The sequence below is a fragment of the Pseudomonas sp. RC4D1 genome, from assembly GCF_018390395.1.
GTDB classification, from domain to species: Bacteria; Pseudomonadota; Gammaproteobacteria; order Pseudomonadales; family Pseudomonadaceae; genus Aquipseudomonas; species Aquipseudomonas danubii.
In genome coordinates this window covers 699599-715423 of sequence record NZ_JAHBAW010000003.1, presented here as the reverse complement: position 1 = coordinate 715423, position 15825 = coordinate 699599, and the positions used below count along the sequence as shown (strand labels likewise).

The window sequence follows — 15825 nt, the reverse complement described above, 5'->3', positions numbered from 1 at the left end:
GGCCAATCAGTGGCGATATGCCCCATCCCCATCACGATTCATGCCAGCGCCAGATCTGCCGCAAACCGCGGTCCTGCGCTTTGCACAGTCTTTTTGACAACGAGCAAAAAAGGTCATTAAGACGACAATAAAGTCAATATGACCGCAAACCCCAAGCTGCGTTTTGCCAGCTGCAGTTGTTGCTGGGCGTCGAGAAACAGTGCCTGCGGATCGCTCCCCAGTGGCAGGGTCAAGCGTTGCCACGCCCGGATCGCCCGGCCTTCAGGTCGCCCCCTTGACGCCGCCGCTCAGTCTTCGCTGGCCGCCAGGGCACTGCGCGCCCGCTGGCTGACAAAACCGGGAATCTGCTCCCCGGGCAAGGACTTGCTGAAGTACCAGCCCTGGATGATCAACTCCGAACTGGACTGCAAGAAATCCAGCTGCTCACCGGTCTCCACCCCTTCGACCACCACCTGGAGCTTGAGGGTTTCGCAAAAACGCAGCAGACCGTTGAGCACCTGGGCACCCTTGGGCTCGCGCTGGGCCAGGACGAAGCTGCGGTCGATCTTGATCCCGTCCACCGGAAACTGATGCAGGTAGCTCAAGGCCGAGAAGCCGGTGCCGAAGTCGTCGATATAGACCCGCGCGCCCAGGGCATGCAATTTGCCGATCCATTGCTGGGTCAGCAGCGCATCCCCCACCAGGGCGTCCTCAGTGATCTCCACCGACACCTGGCCATGGGCCCGGGCCAGAATCTCCAGCAGGCGCCGGCCATGTTCCGCCGAGGCCAGGGTGGCGCTGGAGATATTGATGGTGATGGGCAACTCGAACCCGATCTTGCTCCAGGCCAGGTGCTGGCGCACCGCCTGGGACGCCACCCAGAAATCCACCTCGGGCATCAGCCCGGCCTGCCCCAGCCATTGCAGCAGCTCCCAGGGCGACTTGACCTGCCCCTGGGCATCCCGGGCACGGATCAGCGCCTCGCACCCCGTACACAGACCACTGCCCTTGGCCACCTGGGGCTGATACTCCAGGTGGAAGTCGTAGCCGCTCAACTGCTGGATCCGCGCCAGTTGCAAGGACTGCTGGGCCGCCTGTTTGTAGGCCGCCACCATCGGGTCCAGCTCCAACAGCCGGCCGCGCTCCTCAAGGCCATGGAAGGTGGCGTCGAAGGCCTTCAGGTACACCTGCTCGCTGCCTTCGCCCTGGCGCTGGATGCTGCGCACATAAGGCGTGTAGATCAGCGTACCGACGCCCAGCAGCACCAGTTGCAGGAGCACCGCGCCCCAATCGCCCTGGGTGCTCAGGTAGGCATTGAGCAGCACCGGTGAGGTAAAGGGCACACTGACCAGCGCCGGGCTCACCCAGCCCTGCTGCACCACCAGCAGTGCCAGGCAGGCATTGACCATGGGCACCAGCATGAACGGCACCAGCAAGCGCGGGTTGAGAATGATCGGCAGGCCGAACAGCAGCAGTTCGTTGACGTTGAACAGCGACAGCGCCAGGCTCGCCAGCGCCAGCAGGCGCATGGAACGGCTCTTGGAAAAACCGAGGATCGCCAGCACCAGGGCCAGGGAGCCGCCGGAGCCGCCAATAAAGGCGAAACAGCCCAGCAAGCCACTGTTGAGGGCATAGCGCAGGGGCTGCCCGGCAGCGTGATCGGCGGCATTGAGGGCCACCGCCTGATCCATCACCTCCATCAACGGCTGCATGGCGTAGGTGCCGTGAATGCCGAAGAACCACAGCAGGGAGTTAGTCGTGGTCAAAAGGATCGCGTTGAAGTAGGGATAGTCCAGGCTGTCGATGTCGATCGGGCCTTGCACGTAGGCAAAGTCGTGGACCTGCAACAGCGACTGCAGCACCGCCACCAGCGCCAGGGACGTCAGCACCCCCGGCAGCACCATATTGATAGTGCCCTTGAGGTTGTGCCCCACCAGCCCCTCGTCCACCAGCCGTGTCCAGCGTCGGCGATGCAGCCAGGCCATGACCGGGACATTGACCAGAGGCGAGGCAATGGCAATGAACAGCACGAACGTCGCCGACGCCAGCGGATAGTCCCGCAGCAGGTAGATGGCGATCACCACATGGGACAGGCAGAGAAAGGCCACCGGCAGTTGGGGCAAGCGGTACTGGATCGCCAGCATGTAGCCGATGGACGCCGCCACCAGTAAGGGGATGATCGAACTGATGCGCTTGTGCAGCCCGGCCAGCAAGTCCACCAGGGTACTGGGAGCCCCCAGGGCCTGGGCGCATTGGGCCAGTATCAGGAATACCGCCGAAACCAGCAGACAGGGCAACAGCCAGAGCAGCCCCTCACGTATCGAACGCAAGGACTCGGCGCCCGCCAGGAGCGCCAGGCGGTGGGTGAAAAACAGCTTGAACCTCGGTTGCCGCATCAACCTCTCCCTCTGCCACTGCATGCCCGCCCCCCGCAGACGGCGCCGTCACAGCCTGGCAAGCGGGTTGCACAGCCCAGCCGTGACAATCGGATGCAAGCGACGATACCACTGAAGAAACCCCTGCCAGCAAGCATTGAATACAGGGGGCCTGAGTGTTTTATCGCCTCCCGGGCGCCAGACTTGATGTCTTTTTCCAAGGTTCGGGCCTGATCGGCAGCCGCACAACGGCGAATCGATATCATTTGCAGGGCATTCGGGCTTTTGCTTTAATCGCGATCAATTCCCATTTACAGCCCAGCCTGTCACCGGACCACGCCCTTGCCCTCGACGCCACCCGCCAGCCCCGCTGTGGTCCACCACCTCTACGACGCCCATCACCGCTGGCTCTACGAGTTGCTGCGACGGCGCCTGAACCATGCCTGGGATGCCGCCGACCTGGCCCACGAGATCTTCGTCCGTGTGCTCAAGCGTCCACCCCAGCTCGATGGCGAGGTCCAGCAACGTTCCTATCTGGCCACCATTGCCCGAGGCCTGTGCATCGATCACTGGCGCCGCCGGCAACTGGAACAGGCCTGGCTCCAGGCCCTGGCGGCGCGGCCCCAGGCGGTGCAACCGTCCCCGGAGCAACGGGCGATCATCGTCGAGACCCTGCACGAAGTGGACGCCATGCTCGGCCGCCTGCCCCAGCGGGTACGCGAGGCCTTTATCCTGGCGCAACTGCACGGGCGCCCCTACAGAGAGATTGCCATCGAGCTGGGCGTCTGCGAGCGCATGGTGAAGAAGTACCTGGCCCAGGCCCTGGTGCATTGCGCACTGCTGGAGGCCGAACTCGATGGCCTGCTGGTGGAGTAGAACGCCATGAGCGAACACACCAGCAACCGGTTGAGCCACGCCAGCCTGCAACAGGCCGCCCATTGGTACGTGCAACTCCAGGACGAAGCCGTCAGCGACGAGCAGCGTCGTCACTGGCAGGCCTGGTTCGAGCAGACCCCGGAACACCGCCAGGCCTGGGGTTATGTGCAGCGGGTCAGCCAGCGCCTGCTGCCGTTGCAGGACGCCGCGGCCCAGCAAGCCGCCGGCCAGGCCTTGCGCGGTGACCGGCGCCCGGCGCTGGCACGGCGCCAGGTGCTCGGCGGCCTGTTGTTGATCGGCCTGGGCTGGGGCACCTGGCGCGGTACAGCGCTGCCCCAGGCACTGGGCCGTTGGCGGGCGGACTTCGCCACCGGCACCGGGGAAGTGCGCGATGCCCGCCTCAGCGATGGCACTCACCTCTGGCTCAATGCCCTGAGTGCGCTGGATGTGCGCTACAGCGCCCTGGAGCGGCTGTTGCTGCTGCACCAGGGAGAAATCCTCATCGACACCGCCAAGGACCCGCAGCGCCCCTTCCTGGTGGACACCGAACATGGACGGCTGCAGGCCCTGGGCACTCGCTTCAGCGTGCGCCGGGACGGGCAACGCACCCTGCTCAATGTCTACGCCGGGGCCGTGCAAGTACGCAACGCCGAAGGGGGCCAGGTGCAGGTGGTCAACGCCGGCCAGCAACTGGCCTTCGACGCCCGCGCACTGGGCCCGCTGCTGGGCGCCAGCGCGGCCCGCGAGGCCTGGAGCCGCGGCCTGTTGCTGGCCGACAACCTGCCGCTGGAGCACCTGCTCGATGAGTTGGGACGCTATCGCCCGGGGCACCTGGGCTGTGACCCGGCCATTGGCCGCCTGCCGGTGATGGGGGCCTTTCCCCTGCACGACTCCGACCAGGCCCTGGCGCTGCTGGAGGCTGCCCTGCCGGTGCGCGTCAAGCGTCTGGCCTCCTGGTGGGTGACCCTTGAACCCCGGGCCTGAACACGCGGTGAGCTTTTTTTTCAGGTTGCGGTTCCCTTTTGTCTTTCTGGTTCGGTTAACCCGGTAACAGCTCTCACATTACCGATCCACAAGGGAACCTCATGCCAACCCCCAGCCGTCCCCGCCTGCGCCTGTCCCTGCGTCCCCTGACCCTGTGCAGCGCCCTTCTGTGCCTGCCCGCGCCCTGGGCCCAGGCCGCCGAAAACCCCACCAGCCAACAAGCGGACAGCCAGCGCCAGACCTACAACATCGGCCCCGGCCCGCTGGTCACCGTGCTCAATCGCTTCGCCGAACAGAGCACAGTCTTTGTCGCCGGCCACAATGACCTCGCCGCCGGCAAGCAGAGTCCCGGTCTGCGGGGCCGCTACAGCGTCGAGCAAGCCCTGCAACAGTTGCTGCAAGGCAGCGGCCTGCAAGCCCAGGCCGTCAGCGGCGGCTATGTGCTGCAAGCTCTCCCGGCCCACAGCGGCCCGCTGCAACTGGGCACCACCCAGGTCTCGGCCCAGGGCCTGGGCGCCGTCACCGAGGACAGCCACCTCTACACCACCGGCGCCAGCGCCTCGGCCACCGGCCTCAACCTGTCGCTGCGGGAAACCCCGCAATCGGTGACCGTGATCACCCGCCAGCAGATGGACGACCAGGGCACCAGCAGCATTGCCGACACCCTGCGCCGGGCCCCCGGGGTCAGCGTGCAGAACTACGACAGCGAGCGCTGGGAGTTCTCCAGCCGCGGCATGCCCATCACCAACTTCCAGTACGACGGCGTCAACACCACCTACGACGGGGTCTACGACTACGGCACCACCAGCACCGACATGGCGACCTTCGACCGGGTGGAGATCATCAAGGGCGCCACCGGCCTGATGACCGGCTCCGGCGACCCGTCGGCCACCGTCAACCTGATCCGCAAACGCCCGACCCGTGAGTTCAAGGCCTCGGTCACCGGCACCGTCGGCTCCTGGGACAACTACCGCAGTGAAGGCGATATCTCAGGCCCGCTGACCGAAAGCGGCAACCTGCGCGGGCGTTTTGTCGGGGTCTATCAGGACCGCAGCTCGTACCTGGATCACTACCAGAACACCAAGGACATCGCCTACGGCATTCTCGAAGCCGACCTGACCCCGGACACCTTGCTGACGGTGGGCCTGGACCAGCAGAACACCCGCTCCCGGGGCGCCACCTGGACCGGCTTCCCGATGTACTTCAGCGACGGCTCGCGCACCCGCTTCTCGCGCTCGTTCAACCCGGCCACCGACTGGAGCCGCCGCGACTTCAACAACCAGACCCTGTTCACTTCCCTGGAACAGCAACTGGCCCATGACTGGACCCTGAAGGTCAGCTACGACCGCCTGCGCCGCCAGCACGACACCCTGTTGGGCTCCGCCAGCGGCGGCAATCCGAACCCGACCACCGGTGACGGCATGTTCATGTACATGGGCAAGTTCAAGGGCGAGCAGATTCAGGACAACCTGGACATCAACCTGCATGGGCCCTTCAGCCTGTTCGGCCGCGAGCACGAGCTGATCGCCGGTTTCATGCTGATGAACGCCAGACAGGACATCCCGGTCCACGGCTCGGTGTACCCGCCGGTGGGCGGCAGCATTTACCAGTGGCGCGGCGAGTTCGCCAAGCCGGACATCCCGAAGATCGGCGACAACGACATCCTCCAGCGCCAGACCGGCGCCTACCTGGCCACCCGGCTCAAGCCCACCGACGAGCTGGCGGTGATCCTCGGCACCCGGGTCAGCGACTTCAAGGGCATCGACAACACCCACTACATCGATCCAACCAGGGCCGACGTACGCCTGCGCTATCAGCAAACAGGTGTGGTCACCCCCTATGCCGGGCTGATCTATGACCTGAATGACACCTACTCGGTCTACACCAGCTACACCAACATCTACCAGCCGCAGATGAGCAAGGACGTCAGCGGCAAACTGCTCGACCCGGTGGAAGGCGACAGCTATGAGGCGGGGATCAAGGCCGAGTACCTGGACGGCCGGGTCAATGCCAGCTTCGCGGTGTTCCGCATCGAGCAGGACAACGTCGCGCAACTGGTCAGCGGCTGGAGCACCGAGGGCATCTACAAGCCGATCGAGGGTTCCACCACCAAAGGCTTCGAGGTCGAGGTGGCCGGCGAGCTGCGCGAAGGCTGGAACCTGTCCGCCGGCTACAGCTACAACCACACCCGCGACGCCAACAACGACTATGTCTACGGCTCGGTCCTGCAAACCACCGCGCCACAACAGGTGGCCCGGCTGTTCACCACGTATCGCCTGTCCGGGGCCTGGGAACGCCTGACGCTAGGGGGCGGGGTCAACTGGCAGAGCGATTTCTTCGGCAAGGTGTTCCAGCCCGATCCCAACGATCCGGTCAATGGCGGACACGATTCACGCATCACCCAGGACAGCTACTACCTGGTGGATGCCATGGCCCGCTACCAGTTCAACTCGCACCTGAGCTCGACCCTGAATGTGAAGAACCTGTTCGACAAGCAGTACTACACGGGCCTGGGCAACTTCGGCACCGGTTTCTACGGTGAACCCCGCAGCCTGCAACTGACCACCCGCTGGGACTTCTGAGGCCGCGCCCGGCAGCTGATCTGCGGTGCACCGCCCCTGTGCCGGGTTGAATACGTTCCAGCGTGATCAACCCGCAGAGGACCGACACCATGCAGCGCATTCAAACCATCACCCCCTGCCTGTGGTTCGACTACAAGGCGCAGATGATGTGCGCCACCGACCCAAGCCGCTCGCAACGGGTGATGCAGGCCCTGCTGGGGATGAAAAAAATCGATATCGACCAACTGCAACGGGCCTTTGACGGCAAGAGCTAATACACTCGCGTCAGCTCCCGCTGATGGAACCTTCAGGATGAAACCTGCCCTGCCCCCCGACCAGGCGCCGCAGTTCTGGCGCGATCCGGCCTTGCCGTTCATCGAGGCCCGCGCCATCGCCGATGGCCGCAAGGTCTGCTACAGCCGCCACGCCCATGAACAGTTCTCCATCGGCAGCATCACCGCCGGCCAGAGCACCTACCTCAGCGGGCAATCCCGCTGGCGGGTCAGCGCCGGCACCGTGGTGCTGATGAACCCCGGGGTGGTGCATGCCTGCAACCCCATCGACGACCAGCCCTGGTCCTATCGCATGCTGTACGTCGATACACCCTGGCTCACCGCCCTGCAGCACGAACTGGGCTTCAGCCCGGAGCTGGACTTTCGTCCCTTCAGCACAACCCACAGCCAGGACCCCCAGCTCTTCGCCGAATTTGAGCAGTTGTACCGGACCCTGGTGGACCCCGACGCCGAGCCCCTGCACAAGCACAGCTGCGCGGTGATCTTCTTCAGCGACTTGCAGCAACGCCTGAACCCCGCCGAGCGGCCGCCACGGATCAGCAATGAAAAGCTGCTGCAAGCGGCGCAGTACATCCGTCAGCACTGCACCGAAACGCTGGGACTGGACGATATCTGCCGGGTCGCCGAGCTTTCCCCGTCCTACCTGATCCGCGCCTTCAAGCAGCAATTCGGCATGCCGCCCCACGCCTTCCTGGTCAACCAGCGGGTGCAGTTTGCCCAGGCTCGCCTGCGCAGCGGCGCGCCCATCGCCGAGGTGGCACTGGAGGCCGGCTTTGCCGATCAGGCGCATTTCCAGCGGGCCTTCAAACAGCATCTGGCGGCCACTCCCGGTCAATACCGCGGCCAACGCTAGACCCACAGATAGGCCGCGCTGACAGCCAGCAACGCGGCCATGCAGCGGTTGAACAGACGCATCTGCGCCGGGTTGCTCAGGTAGTGCCGCAAGCAACTGCCGGCATAGGCCCAGCAGGCAATCGACAGGTAGCAGATCAGCAAATACAACCCGGCGAACAACCACACCAGGCCCACGTCCCCGTCGGCGGCAAAAGCGCCCATCCCGGCCACGCAGGCCAGCCAGGCCTTGGGATTGAGCCACTGCATCAGCGCGCCGTACCAGGCCGACGGCGCTCGGGCCGCAGCGTCGGCATCCAGGCGACCATCGTCCCGGGCCAGCTTCCAGGCCATGTACAACAGGAAGGCTATGCCGAACAGGCGAATGCCCTGGGTCAGCAGCGGCCACTGGCGCAGCAGTTCGTGCAACCCCAGGCCAATCAGCACCAGCAACAGGACAAACCCCAGGGTGGCCCCGGCCACGTGGCGCAAACTGGCCCTGAAGCCGAACCGTGCGCCACTGCCCAGGGCCACGATGTTCACCGGCCCCGGGGTGATAGACGCGGCCAGGGCAAAGGCCGCCATGGAAAACACTACGCTCATTGCTTGCCTCTCTTGTCTTGGTCGGAACAACTGCGGGACAAGTTAGGCCAAGGCACCCAGCCGGTATTGAAGAAAATTGCCCTCAGGCTCTGCTAGTGCTGCAAATGATTCAGCGCGCAGTACTGCTCCCACTCCATGTCCACCATCTCGGCGATTTCCCGATGCGCGTGGAGGGTCATCTGGCTCAGTTCCTGGGGCGTTCGAGCAACGAACGACAGGGCCAACTCCCAGGTGCCGATGCCACGCAGCTGGGCTTCTTCGTCAAACAGGAGACCGGCCTGCTGGAGCTGCCAATCGCTCAAGTCCCCGGGCTGCCAGCAGTGGCCCGAGGGCCGCCCGAGCCCCAGCCGGGCAACGAGCTCCGGACGTTCAGAGAGGTACAGCATCAAGGCTTGCTGATAACTGAGCTCAGACATTGGCGTGGCTCTCACTTCAATCAAGTAATCAATGTCGGGCATTGACGCTCTGCCCCTGACCTTCGTCTCAAAACTGTTCGGACAGAGCCTAACTTTTAACAGGTTGATGCCATACAACTGCAACTAATTAAAACGAAATAATAATAGTTCCAGACGATTCGGCCCTGCCAACTGAGTACGGCTGTTTACCGTTTCCATCACTCTGGACATACGAACCCCCTGCCCTGATCAACTTGATCAATTGGCGATTAACAAAAGTTTCTGATTGCCGTTGGCGATCAATTGTTGAAACGGGTCACCAAGGCATTAAGTTCATGAGCGGTAGTTTCCAGATCACCGCCTACTGAAGAGGAGTGCACGGCGATGTCGGCGTTCTGGTCAGAGACCCGGGCAATATTGGTGATCTGCTCGGATATTTCCTCGGCCACATGAGCTTGCTGCTCAGACGCGGCGGCCATTTGCTGGCTCATCTGGTGAATGCGCTCCACCGCCGAGTTGATGCCATTCAGGGCTTCCTGGGTACTGATCACCTGGGCCACCCCGGAACGCGCCTCGATGCTGCCCTGGCGGGCCACCTCCACTGCCTGGCTGGCTACTTCCTGCAAGGTGATGATGATGCGCTGGATGCTCTGCGTGGACTCCCGGGTCTTGGAGGCCAGGGCCCGCACCTCGTCGGCCACCACCGCAAAACCACGGCCCTGCTCGCCGGCACGGGCTGCCTCGATCGCCGCATTGAGGGCCAGCAGATTGGTCTGTTCAGCGATGGACCGGATCATGTTCGCCGCCTGCTGGATGGACTGGGTTTCCTCGGCCAGGCCTTCCACAGAATGGCTGACCGCATCCACGGTGTCCGCCAGCTTCTCGATCACCACCCGGGTTTTCTGGGCTTCCTGGGAACCTACCTGGGTCAGGTTGTTGACCTGATCGGCGGCCGAGGCGGTGTCGTGGATATGCACCGAGACTTCGGAAATCGACGAGGCCATCTGGTTCATGGCTGTGGCGGCCATGTCCGCTTCATCGCGCTGTTTGCCCAGGGCCGTTTCCGCCTGCTTGGACAGGCTCTGGCTGGTAGAGGCCAGGGACGCCGCCTGATTGGCGTAGTCGCCAAGCCGGCTGAGGGCGGTGCGGATTTTCGCCGATTCGCTGATCAGGATCATCTGCAACTGTGCGACCGGGCCGTGTTCGTCGGTGTAGGTGCGCGCGATCAGCTCGCTGTCAAAGCTGCCCAGGGACACCGAACTGATGCGTTGCAACATCTGCCGCGCGCGATAGAAGGCATAACCCTGGACCGCGAAATAACCGGGAACCGCCGCCCCCAGCGCAGCCCAGGGGCCACCCAGCCAGTAGGCCCCGGCCGTGGCCGCCAGGGCCAGCAGCGGCGGCAAGGCAAAGCCGCAGACACTGGCCACCCGGTAGCTCCAGGGCAAGGCCAGGTTGTCGCTGCGCATGCGTTGATACAGGGCGCTGGCGCGCTCTACCTGTTCACGTTCGGGCTTGACCCGCACCGACTCGTAGCCGGCGATCACGCCCTTGCTGAAAATAGGCGTGACATAGGCGTTGACCCAGTAGTGATCGCCGTTGTTGCTGCGATTCTTGACGATGCCCATCCAGCTCTTGCCGTCCTTGAGGTAGGACCACATGTGCGCGAACACCGCTTCGGGCATGTCCGGATGGCGCACGATATTGTGCGGGCTGCCGATCAGTTCTTCCCGACTGAAACCACTGACCGCGACAAACTCGTCATTGCAGTAAGTGATCTTGCCGTGAACATCGGTGGCGGAAATCAGCCGCTGTTCCGCAGGAAACACCAGCTCGCGCTGGGTCACAGGAAGATTGTTTCTCATTCTGAAATGCCTCGCAGGAAAGTATTCAATTGCCATTCACTATCAAACAACAACTTCCGCATCCTGCGATGACCTGAAGACTTCCTCTGCTTACCCGCAGAACTTTCCAGAGCCAAGTCAATTATTGCAAATGGCCACTATCGATCCAGTCGACTTAAGTCTAGGTTCGAGCATTGATCAGAGTGCGGAAAATTCATCACACCACCCCACTTGAACGCGCCGAATTAAAGACTTTTGTGATGTACATCAATATTCGCCCCAAACATAGGAAGCTAACTTTCTAATTATTGAGAAGCATTATTTCCAAAATACCCAGTGCCGCTGCAAACTCCATCTTCCGCCTATGAAAAACAAACTCGTAGAAACCTTCACGCGCGCATTGATCAGTGGCAGATTCCCTTTAACCACTCCCCATTTTTCACCACCACCCGTTGCGCCTCGGACCGATCGGGGCTGGAGTCGCCCTTGATGGACCATCTTGAACTGCGCCCGGCCGCTCGCGACGACTGGCCCTGCCTGGAAAACCTCATGCAGTTCTATCTCTATGAGCTCAGTCAGTGGCTGCCACTCAAATTCGCCGCCCAGGGGCTGTACGCCATCCAGGCCCTGGACGACTACTGGCGCCACCCGGCCACCCATCCCTGGCTGATCCTGGTGGCGGGGGAACTGACCGGCTTTGCCGTCGTCGACCAGCAACGCTGCGACAGCGATGCGCGGTACAACCTCGGCTACCTGTTCATCGCTCGACGGCTGCGCCGCCTGGGCGTCGGCCGGCAGGTGACGCAACAACTGTTCGAGCACTACAAGGGGCCCTGGCAGGTGATGCACTTCAGCGCCAACCTGCCCGCCCGGGATTTCTGGCAGGCCATGCTGCCGGGGCAAACCCCGACACCGATCATCGCCCAGGGCTATCCCGCCAGCCTGTACCGTTGGCCGGGCTGACGCCGCAGCGGCGGCAAGCGGTTCGTTGCGCAGGCTGGGCCCTGCTCGCGGCTTCAACCAGCGCGCCCTGACGACAATGGAAAAGTCCGGGGTGATCACCTACCTTCTCCGGGGCCACCCGCACAGGCCTGACCACCACCTGCCACCTGGCGCTCCATCTCATCTGAAGCAAAGAGCCTCGTCCATGTTGTCGTCCATCACCCGCACCACACGCCTGCTGTTACGTCCACCGACCCTGGACGACCTACCGCAGGCCTGCGCCATCCACGGCGACCCGCAGACCCACCGCTTCAACCCCTGCGGCCCCGACAGCGCCGAAGCCACCAGCGACCGGCTGCACAGCTGGATTGCCCATTGGCAGCAGTACGGCTTTGGCTACTGGGCAATCGCCCGGCTGGACGCACCGCAACAGATCATCGGCTTTGGCGGACTCATGCGGGCGCACTTCGGGCAGGAGGCCGGGCTGAACCTGTACTTTCGCTTCACCCCCGAAGCCTGGGGCCAGGGTTTCGCCAACGAGATGGCCCAGGCGGCCCTGCAACTGGCCTTCGGCGAACTGCTGGCGCCCCGGGTCACCGGCCTGGTGCGGCCCGACAACCTGCCGTCCAGGCGGGCCCTGGAACGCCTGGGGATGACGCTGGACGGCGAGCTGGAGGACTTTCCCGGGCAGCCACCGAGCCTGCTCTACCGGCTCAACGCCCAGGATCACCGGATGACCCGCAGCGGGTGATATGCCGCTGCACTGAATATTTTTTCTCGGCGCTGCATCCAGATACGTCGCTCAGGGGTAGTACCCATAGCAGTCCTGAAAACTGCCGAACCGATCCCCAATGGAGAGCCACCATGCACGCCAAACAACGTCTTCTCTGCCTCAGCGCAACCTTGACCATCGCCTGCCTGGGCGCCCTGCCTGTGGCCCAGGCGCAGAGCGCATTGCCCGACAGCATCAAGGTGCCGGAGGGCCACAAAGTTGCCCTGGAAACCGTGGGCACCGGTGAAATCACCTACGAGTGCCGGGACAAGGCCAATGCACCGGGCGAGACCGAATGGGTCTTCGTCGGCCCCAAGGCGGTGCTCAGCGATCGCAGCGGCAAGGTGCTGGGTGACTACTTCGGCCCACCAGCCACCTGGCAGGCCAAGGACGGTTCGAAGATCACCGGGACCCAGGTCGCCGTGGCGCCGTCCAGCGCCGGCAACCTGCCCTATCAACTGGTCAAGGCCAATCCGGCCGAAGGCAAGGGGCTGATGAGCGGCGTCAGTTACATTCAGCGAGTAGCCCTCAAGGGTGGCGTGGCCCCCAGCAGCGCGTGCACCGCTGCTAACAAGGGCACCCGTGAAACAGTGAAGTACCAGGCGGACTACATCTTCTGGGCGGCCCGCTGATTCGCCACCCAAGATGCAAGGCCAGGCATTGGCAACTGGTCTACGCTGCTGACAGCCACTGCACCGCTTGGGTGGCGGTGGCTGTCATCTGTCGCAGGTAAATGCCCTTGTCTCTACCCGAACCCCTGTTTGACCACGCAGGCTGCATCGCCGCTTGTGCCCGAGGTGAGCGCCAGGCTCTGGAAGCCCTTTATCACGTGGAAGGGCCGCGCTTGCTCGGCGTCGCCAAACGCCTGGTACGCGACACGGCCCTGGCCGAAGACATCCTGCACGACGCCTTTATCCGAATCTGGCAAGGCGCAAGCAGTTTCGACCCCGAACGGGGCAGTGCCCGCGGCTGGATGTTCAGCATCACCCGGCATCTGGCGCTGAATTTCCTGCGCCGCCATGGCCGTGAGGTGCCTATTGAAGAACCTTATGCAGACCACCTGGACACCCTTGACGGGCTGGCCATGAACACAGAGGCAGTCACCGTGCTGGCTGATGCCGGACGTCTTCAGCATTGCCTGGGGCAACTGCCCTCACAGCGCCGCGAGTGTCTCCTGCTGGCCTATCTGGACGGCTATTCACACATGGAGATTGCCGCCAGAACGACCACCCCGCTGGGGACGGTCAAAGCCTGGATCAAGCGCAGTCTCAGTGCTTTACGGGAGTGCCTGGGATGAATATCGGTCCACGGGACGACAGCGATCCCACGCTCCAGGCCCTGGCCAGTGAATATGTCCTGGGCACCCTGGACGCCGAACAACGTCGCCTGCTCGAACAGCGCCTGCCCCATGACCCCGCCCTGCGTAGCGCCGTGCAAAACTGGGAACAGCGCCTGCATCCCCTCACCGCTTTGGCCGCTCCCGTCACGCCGTCGCCCTGGCTTTGGCGGCGTATAGAACGCAGCCTGGAGCAACTGGCTGAACCTGAGTCGGTCTCGGCCGCAAATAGCGCCAGGCGCTTCAACCCTCTGGCGCTGTGGCGCGGATTGGCCGCTGCTGGCCTGGCCGCCAGTGTCCTGTTGGCCAGCCTGCTGATGCTGCGCCCCGATGCCCCTCCCAGTTACCTGGTGGTGCTGGTAGCCCCTCAGGACAAATCACCCGGCTGGGTGGTGCAAGCCAATGACACCCGGGAGTTGCAGTTGATTCCACTGGGCAGCATCGAGGTTCCGGCGGACAAGGCCCTGGAGTTCTGGACCAAGGCCGACGACTGGAAGGGCCCGGTGTCTCTTGGGCTGGTCAAGCCCGGCCAGCCGTTGCGTGTGCCGCTTGATCACCTGCCGCCCCTGCAAACCAACCAATTGTTCGAACTGACCCTGGAAGATCGCCAAGGCTCGGCGGTTGGCAGGCCTACCGGCCCCGTGCAGTTCATCGGCCGCGCCGTCAAGACCCTGTGACCCGCGTAGAACCCGCCTTGACCCGGCGTGGCAGCAGCCAATCAACCGAGCCCTGTTCGAGGATTGACAAACCCCGCGCCGGCTTTTAAAACTGTGCGCCTGATTTCAGAGTCTGCCCCAGCCATGTCCCAAGCCCTTACCCTCGATTCTCGCGCCATTGGCCTGCTGGCCAAGGCCGGAGCCTGGGTGGCTTGCAACTCTAAATCGAAGAAACAGTCGCTCATGTGACCGGGGCGCTGTGTCCCGTCAGATGAGCTGACAGGACATCAAGCGCTACGGACACCCGCCCCCTGCTTAACGCCCTTCTACTCTTCTGACGACGACCCGACGGTCAACCATCAGGAGAACACGCATGTCATCGTTTCAAGGAATCTGGGTCCCCATCGTCACGCCCTTTCACAATGGCGCCATCGACTTTGCCGCCCTGCGGCGCCTGAGCGCCCATCTGCTGGAAAGCGGCGTGGCCGGGCTGGTGGTCTGCGGCACCACCGGCGAAGCCGCGGCCCTGGACAAGGACGAACAACTGGCGGTACTCGACGCCGTGCTCGAACAGGCCCCTGCCGGGCGAGTCATCATGGGCCTGGCAGGCAACAACCTGAAATCGCTGCTGAGCCTGCAAACGGAAATCCTCAAGCGCCCGGTGGCGGCCCTGCTGGTGCCTGCGCCCTATTACATCCGCCCCTCCCAGGCGGCCCTGGAAAGCTTCTTCCACAGCGTCGCCGATGCTTCCAGCGTGCCGCTGATCGTCTACGACATTCCCTATCGCACCGGGGTCAACCTGGATAAGGACACCCTGCTCAACATCGTGCGTCATCCGCGGATTGCAGCGGTCAAGGACTGTGGCGGCAACCTGGACAAGACCCTGGCGCTGCTGGCCAGTGGCGCGGTAGAGGTGTTGTGCGGTGAAGACCTGCAACTGTTCAGCGCCCTGTGCCTGGGGGCTAGCGGCGCCATTGCGGCCGCGGCGCACATTCGTCCGGAGTTGTTCGTGCAGTTGCAGCGCCAGGTGCGGGACCAGCAGCTGGATGCGGCCAGGACCACCTTCCGGCAACTGGTGCCGCTGATTCAGGCGCTGTTCGCCGAGCCCAACCCGGCGCCGGTGAAGGCCCTGCTGGCCCATCAGGGACTGATCGAGCCACACCTGCGGGCACCGATGCAGGATTGCAGCGCCGCCACCGCCGTACACCTGCAAAACCTGTTGGCCGACCTGCCCTGAAGGGGCTTGTCCTACGGAGCATCGGAATTGACGTGCCTGTGGCCCGTAGGAGCTGGCGTGCCAGCGAAAGCGTCCTCAAGCCCGGTGCAAGGTTCGAGGACCTCTTCGCCGGCAAGCCGGCTCCTACAGAAGTGGGGGCAC

At 63.6% G+C, this 15825-nt stretch carries 15 protein-coding genes and 2 pseudogenes; 11 read left to right on the top strand and 6 right to left on the bottom strand.

The window, feature by feature from the left end:
* Window positions 1-287: 287 nt before the first annotated feature.
* Window positions 288-2375 (bottom strand): EAL domain-containing protein, encoded by a 2088-nt coding sequence (locus KHO49_RS28260; RefSeq protein ID WP_110595559.1) that lies wholly within the window; start codon window positions 2373-2375, stop codon window positions 288-290.
* Window positions 2376-2696: 321 nt separating this feature from the next.
* On the opposite strand from KHO49_RS28260, the gene KHO49_RS28255 reads away from it, so the two are divergent.
* From KHO49_RS28255 to KHO49_RS28235, 5 genes are all read left to right on the top strand, one after another.
* Complete coding sequence (locus KHO49_RS28255) at window positions 2697-3230, top strand: sigma-70 family RNA polymerase sigma factor (RefSeq protein WP_102879636.1); 534 nt, start codon at window positions 2697-2699, stop codon at window positions 3228-3230.
* Between the two features lie 6 nt (window positions 3231-3236).
* Complete coding sequence (locus tag KHO49_RS28250) at window positions 3237-4214, top strand: FecR domain-containing protein (RefSeq protein ID WP_170002469.1); 978 nt, start codon at window positions 3237-3239, stop codon at window positions 4212-4214.
* Window positions 4215-4315: 101 nt separating this feature from the next.
* Window positions 4316-6796 (top strand): TonB-dependent siderophore receptor, encoded by a 2481-nt coding sequence (locus KHO49_RS28245; RefSeq protein WP_213666273.1) that lies wholly within the window; start codon window positions 4316-4318, stop codon window positions 6794-6796.
* An 89-nt stretch (window positions 6797-6885) separates the two neighbouring features.
* Window positions 6886-7050, top strand: a complete 165-nt coding sequence (locus tag KHO49_RS28240; RefSeq protein WP_249735878.1) for a hypothetical protein — start codon at window positions 6886-6888, stop codon at window positions 7048-7050.
* A 37-nt stretch (window positions 7051-7087) separates the two neighbouring features.
* Entirely contained in the window at window positions 7088-7921 is an 834-nt protein-coding gene (locus KHO49_RS28235) for an AraC family transcriptional regulator (protein ID WP_110651547.1), read from the top strand.
* On the opposite strand, the gene KHO49_RS28230 is transcribed toward KHO49_RS28235, so the two are convergent.
* The 5 genes and pseudogenes from KHO49_RS28230 to KHO49_RS31670 form a co-directional block, all read right to left on the bottom strand.
* Window positions 7918-8502, bottom strand: a complete 585-nt coding sequence (locus KHO49_RS28230; RefSeq protein ID WP_213666272.1) for a LysE family translocator — start codon at window positions 8500-8502, stop codon at window positions 7918-7920. The two genes, KHO49_RS28235 and KHO49_RS28230, sit on opposite strands and share 4 nt — an antisense overlap.
* A gap of 92 nt (window positions 8503-8594) precedes the next feature.
* Window positions 8595-8918 (bottom strand): DUF6388 family protein, encoded by a 324-nt coding sequence (locus tag KHO49_RS28225; protein WP_146232629.1) that lies wholly within the window; start codon window positions 8916-8918, stop codon window positions 8595-8597.
* 126 nt (window positions 8919-9044) lie between these two features.
* A pseudogene (locus KHO49_RS31675) lies at window positions 9045-9128 on the bottom strand (hypothetical protein); the annotation flags it as partial.
* Window positions 9129-9196: 68 nt separating this feature from the next.
* A complete protein-coding gene (locus KHO49_RS28220) occupies window positions 9197-10366 on the bottom strand; it encodes a methyl-accepting chemotaxis protein (protein WP_420793733.1) in 1170 nt (389 codons plus the stop codon).
* Window positions 10367-10447: 81 nt separating this feature from the next.
* A pseudogene (locus KHO49_RS31670) lies at window positions 10448-10762 on the bottom strand (PAS domain-containing protein); the annotation flags it as partial.
* A gap of 468 nt (window positions 10763-11230) precedes the next feature.
* Here KHO49_RS31670 and KHO49_RS28215 point away from each other — a divergent pair.
* The 6 genes from KHO49_RS28215 (at window position 11231) to dapA (ending at window position 15684) form a co-directional block, all read left to right on the top strand.
* Window positions 11231-11704 (top strand): GNAT family N-acetyltransferase, encoded by a 474-nt coding sequence (locus KHO49_RS28215; protein WP_102864568.1) that lies wholly within the window; start codon window positions 11231-11233, stop codon window positions 11702-11704.
* Window positions 11705-11888: 184 nt separating this feature from the next.
* Window positions 11889-12434, top strand: coding sequence for a GNAT family N-acetyltransferase (locus KHO49_RS28210; RefSeq protein WP_110595552.1), 546 nt, complete (start codon window positions 11889-11891; stop codon window positions 12432-12434).
* A gap of 113 nt (window positions 12435-12547) precedes the next feature.
* Window positions 12548-13087, top strand: a complete 540-nt coding sequence (locus KHO49_RS28205) for a DUF3455 domain-containing protein (protein ID WP_102864566.1) — start codon at window positions 12548-12550, stop codon at window positions 13085-13087.
* A gap of 107 nt (window positions 13088-13194) precedes the next feature.
* The gene (locus KHO49_RS28200; protein ID WP_502938050.1) at window positions 13195-13752 is read left to right on the top strand and encodes a sigma-70 family RNA polymerase sigma factor; all 558 of its coding nucleotides are present in this window, start codon (window positions 13195-13197) and stop codon (window positions 13750-13752) included.
* Window positions 13749-14468: an anti-sigma factor gene (locus KHO49_RS28195; protein ID WP_213666270.1), complete on the top strand. Its 720-nt coding sequence runs from the start codon at window positions 13749-13751 to the stop codon at window positions 14466-14468. The genes KHO49_RS28200 and KHO49_RS28195 overlap by 4 nt, the downstream gene beginning before the upstream one ends.
* A gap of 352 nt (window positions 14469-14820) precedes the next feature.
* The gene (dapA, locus tag KHO49_RS28190; RefSeq protein ID WP_110595549.1) at window positions 14821-15684 is read left to right on the top strand and encodes a 4-hydroxy-tetrahydrodipicolinate synthase; all 864 of its coding nucleotides are present in this window, start codon (window positions 14821-14823) and stop codon (window positions 15682-15684) included.
* The last annotated feature ends 141 nt before the right edge of the window (window positions 15685-15825 follow it).